The organism is Cellulomonas algicola (genome assembly GCF_003851725.1).
Lineage (GTDB): Bacteria > Actinomycetota > Actinomycetes > Actinomycetales > Cellulomonadaceae > Cellulomonas > Cellulomonas algicola.
In genome coordinates, this window is record NZ_BHYL01000267.1 from 1 (window position 1) to 3,597 (window position 3,597).

The window sequence follows — 3,597 nt, forward strand, 5'->3', positions numbered from 1 at the left end:
GACCGCCCCCTGGTACGCGGCGGCGGGCGTGCGGCTGCTCACGGGCGCGCAGGTCGTCGAGGTGCGCCCCGACCGGGTGCGGCTCGCCGACGGCACGGAGCTCGTCGCCGACGCGGTCCTCGCGGCGGTGGGCGCACGCCCGGCGACGGGCTGGCTCGGCGACGCGCTCCCCCGCGAGGCCGACGGTGCGCTACGGGTCGACGAGACGCTCGCCGTCGTCGGTGCGCCGCGGCACGTCCGCGCGGTCGGGGACGTCACGCTGCGCCGGTCCGGGCGGCACGGGTGGGTGCCCGGCGGCCACTGGGACGGTGCGCTGCGCACGCCCGCGGTCCTCGCCGCCGACCTGCTCGGGGCGGACGGGCCCGTCGACGACCCGGCGCCGTACGTCTTCTCGACGCAGCTCGGTCACGAGCTCGCGCTGTTCGGGCTGCCCGACGCGGGCGACGACGTCGAGCTGCGCGGCGACCCGGCCGACGGCGCGGGCTGGAGCGCGCTGTGGTTCCGCCCCGGCACCGGGACGTGCAGCGCGGTGCTCACGGTCGACCGCCCCCGCGACGTGGGCGCCGCTCGGCGCCTGTTCGGCGCGGCGTCGCTGCCCGTGCTCGACCGCGCGACCGCGCGCGACGCCGGTCGAGGGCTGCGCGAGGCCGCGCTCGTCTGAGGGGACGTCCGACGCGGCCCGTGCGGCGGGTCGGGCGGCGCAGCGCATGTCTCTCGTCGGCAGCCGCGTCGGGCACACCGCCTCTCGACCCTCGGCGGCTGCGTCGAGCACCGGCACTCCCGCCTCGCCCGACGCGCCGCGCGGCGCCGCCCTCGTCCGGAGGGTCGGCGCCGCGCGGGGTGCGTCAGTGCGCGAAGTGGCGCGTGCCCGTGAGGTAGAGCGTGACGCCCGCCGCCTGCGCGGCCGCGACGACCTCCTCGTCACGGACCGACCCGCCGGGCTGCACGACCGCACGGACCCCGGCGTCGAGCAGCACCTGGAGCCCGTCGGCGAACGGGAAGAACGCGTCGGACGCCGCGACGGCGCCGCGCGCGCGCTCGACGTCGCCCGTGTTGGCCCGCTCGACCGCGAGGCGGCACGAGTCGACGCGGTTGACCTGGCCCATCCCGACCCCGACCGACGCCCCGCCGTCGGCGAGCAGGATCGCATTCGACTTCACGGCGCGGACCGCGCGCCACGCGAACACGAGGTCGGCGAGCGTCGCCTCGTCGGCGGCCTCGCCCGCGGCGAGCGTCCAGGTGGTCGGGTCGTCGCCCGTCGCGTCGACGCGGTCGACCTGCTGCACGAGCAGCCCGCCCGTGACGGCCCGCTGCTCGGTCGCGACCGCGGCCGCGTCGAGCGGCGTCACCTGGAGGAGGCGCACGTTCTTCTTGCGGGTGAGCACCTCGACGGCCTCGGGCTCGAACTCCGGCGCCACGACGACCTCGGTGAACACGGGCGCGATCTGCTCGGCCGCCGCGAGCGTCAGCGGACGGTTCGTCGCGATGACGCCACCGAACGCGGACACCGGGTCGCACGCGTGCGCCTTCGCGTGCGCGTCCGCGACGTCGGCCCCGACGGCGATCCCGCACGGGTTCGCGTGCTTGATGATCGCGACGGCGGGCCCCTCGTGGTCGTGCGCGGCGCGCCACGCGGCGTCGGCGTCGACGTAGTTGTTGTACGACATCTGCTTGCCGTGCAGCTGGCGCGCGCCCGCGAGCCCACGACCGGCCGCACCGTCGGCCGTCAGGTACAGGGCCGCGGCCTGGTGCGGGTTCTCGCCGTAGCGGAGCACGTCGGACCGGGTCCAGGTCGCACCCGTGAAGGCGGGGAACGCGGGTGCGTCGTCGGTGCCGGGCTCGTCGGGCGCGTAGTCCGTCGCGAACCAGCCGGCCACCGCGACGTCGTACGCCGCCGTGTGCGCGAACGCGTCCGCGGCCAGCCGGCGACGCTCGGCGAGCGTGAAGCCGCCCGCCGCGACCGCCACCGCGACGTCCTCGTAGCGCGCCGGGTCGACGACGACCGCGACGCTCGGGTGGTTCTTCGCCGCCGCGCGCACCATCGACGGGCCGCCGATGTCGATCTGCTCGACGCACTCGTCGGGGCTCGCACCCGACGCGACCGTGGCGGTGAAGGGGTACAGGTTCACGACGACGAGCTCGAACGGCGCGACGCCCAGCTCCTCGAGCTGCGCGACGTGCTCGGGCAGCCGCGTGTCGGCCAGGATCCCGGCGTGCACGCGCGGGTGCAGCGTCTTGACGCGCCCGTCGAGGCACTCGGGGAAGCCCGTCAGGTCCTCGACGCGGGTCACGGGCACGCCCGTCGCGGCGACGGTGGCCGCCGTCGACCCGGTGGAGACGATCTCGACGCCCGCGGCGTGCAGCGCGGCGGCCAGCTCGGTCAGGCCGGTCTTGTCGTAGACGCTGACGAGCGCGCGGCGCACGGGACGACGCGTCGCGTCGTCGGACGGGGCGGTGGTGGCGGCGGGCACGGAGGACATCGGCAGCTCCCGGTCGGGTGGGTCGGTTCAGGGACCCAGGCACCCAGGCGGGCGGTGCGTGGCGGGGGCACTGCGGCCGCTCCCCGGTGGTTGCACCCACCTGCGCCAGTCACGACCGTGGTCGAGTCTAGCGGCCACCGCGTCAGCCCTCCGGCGGGCACCGCGTCAGCCTCTGGCGGGCACGCGTCGGCCTCTCACAGCGCGGCGTCAGCCGCCGATGACCGCCGTCCGGCCGTCGACGCGCAGCCCCTCGCGAGCGATGCGCCCCACGCAGTCGACCAGCAGGCGCCGCTCGACGACCTTGATGCGCTCGTGCAGCGACTCCTCGTCGTCGTCGGGCAGCACCGGCACGGCCTCCTGCGCGAGGATCGGGCCGCTGTCCACGCCCTCGTCGATGACGATGACGCTGCACCCCGTGACCTTGACCCCGTACGCGAGCGCGTCGCGCACGCCGTGCGCCCCCGGGAACGACGGCAGCAGCGCGGGGTGCGTGTTGACGATGCGGCCGCCGAACCGCTCGAGCGACGGCGCCCCGAGGATCTTCATGAAGCCGGCCTCGACGACGAGGTCGGGCGCGAACACGGCCATCGCCTCGGCGATGCCGACGTCCCACGCGGCCCGGTCCGGGAAGTCCTTGAGCGACACGACGGCCGTCGGCACGCCCGCGTCGCGCGCGATGTCGAGGGCGCGGACGCCGGGCCGGTCGGACACCACGCCGACGACGCGCGCTCCGAACGCCGGGTCGTCGTGCGCGGCGAGCAGCGCCGCGAGGTTCGACCCCGTCCCGGAGACGAGCACGACGAGGCGTCCTGCGGCGCGCGTGGCCGGACGGCCCTCCTGCGGGCCGGGACGGGTGGCGGTGGGGTCGGCGGGCGGCGTCACGCGCCGACCCTACCCGCGCCCGCGCGGCGTCCGTGTCGCGCAGGCCCGCCTGCACGCCGGCCGTCACTGGCGCGGCAACGGACCTGTCCTGCCCCGCGTGCCGCCCGTGACAGCCGGGGGCGGCGGTCCCGCCGGCGGTGGGCGACCGTGCCGCTCGGGCGCGCGGTGGGTGACAATGCGGGGGTGAGCAACCCGTACGCGCCGCCGGAGGACCGACCGCGGGCGGCTGCGCCCG

At 77.1% G+C, this 3,597-nt stretch carries 3 protein-coding genes and 1 riboswitch; of the genes, 1 reads left to right on the plus strand and 2 read right to left on the minus strand.

Going from position 1 to position 3,597, the window contains the following annotated elements; all coding sequences use genetic code 11:
• Nucleotides 1–661, plus strand: a 661-nt coding sequence (locus CTKZ_RS16030; protein ID WP_160142917.1) for an FAD-dependent oxidoreductase, incomplete at its 5' end; no start/stop codon positions are given.
• A 184-nt stretch (nt 662–845) separates the two neighbouring features.
• Here the strand turns inward: CTKZ_RS16030 and purH are convergent.
• Nucleotides 846–2,480 carry a bifunctional phosphoribosylaminoimidazolecarboxamide formyltransferase/IMP cyclohydrolase gene (purH, locus tag CTKZ_RS16035; RefSeq protein WP_124343884.1) on the minus strand — a complete coding sequence of 545 codons (1,635 nt, stop codon included), beginning with the start codon at nt 2,478–2,480 and terminating at the stop codon, nt 846–848.
• A 34-nt stretch (nt 2,481–2,514) separates the two neighbouring features.
• Nucleotides 2,515–2,603: riboswitch (ZMP/ZTP riboswitch) on the minus strand.
• Between the two features lie 84 nt (nt 2,604–2,687).
• Complete coding sequence (gene purN / locus CTKZ_RS16040; protein ID WP_124343885.1) at nt 2,688–3,362, minus strand: phosphoribosylglycinamide formyltransferase; 675 nt, start codon at nt 3,360–3,362, stop codon at nt 2,688–2,690.
• Nucleotides 3,363–3,597 lie beyond the last annotated feature (235 nt).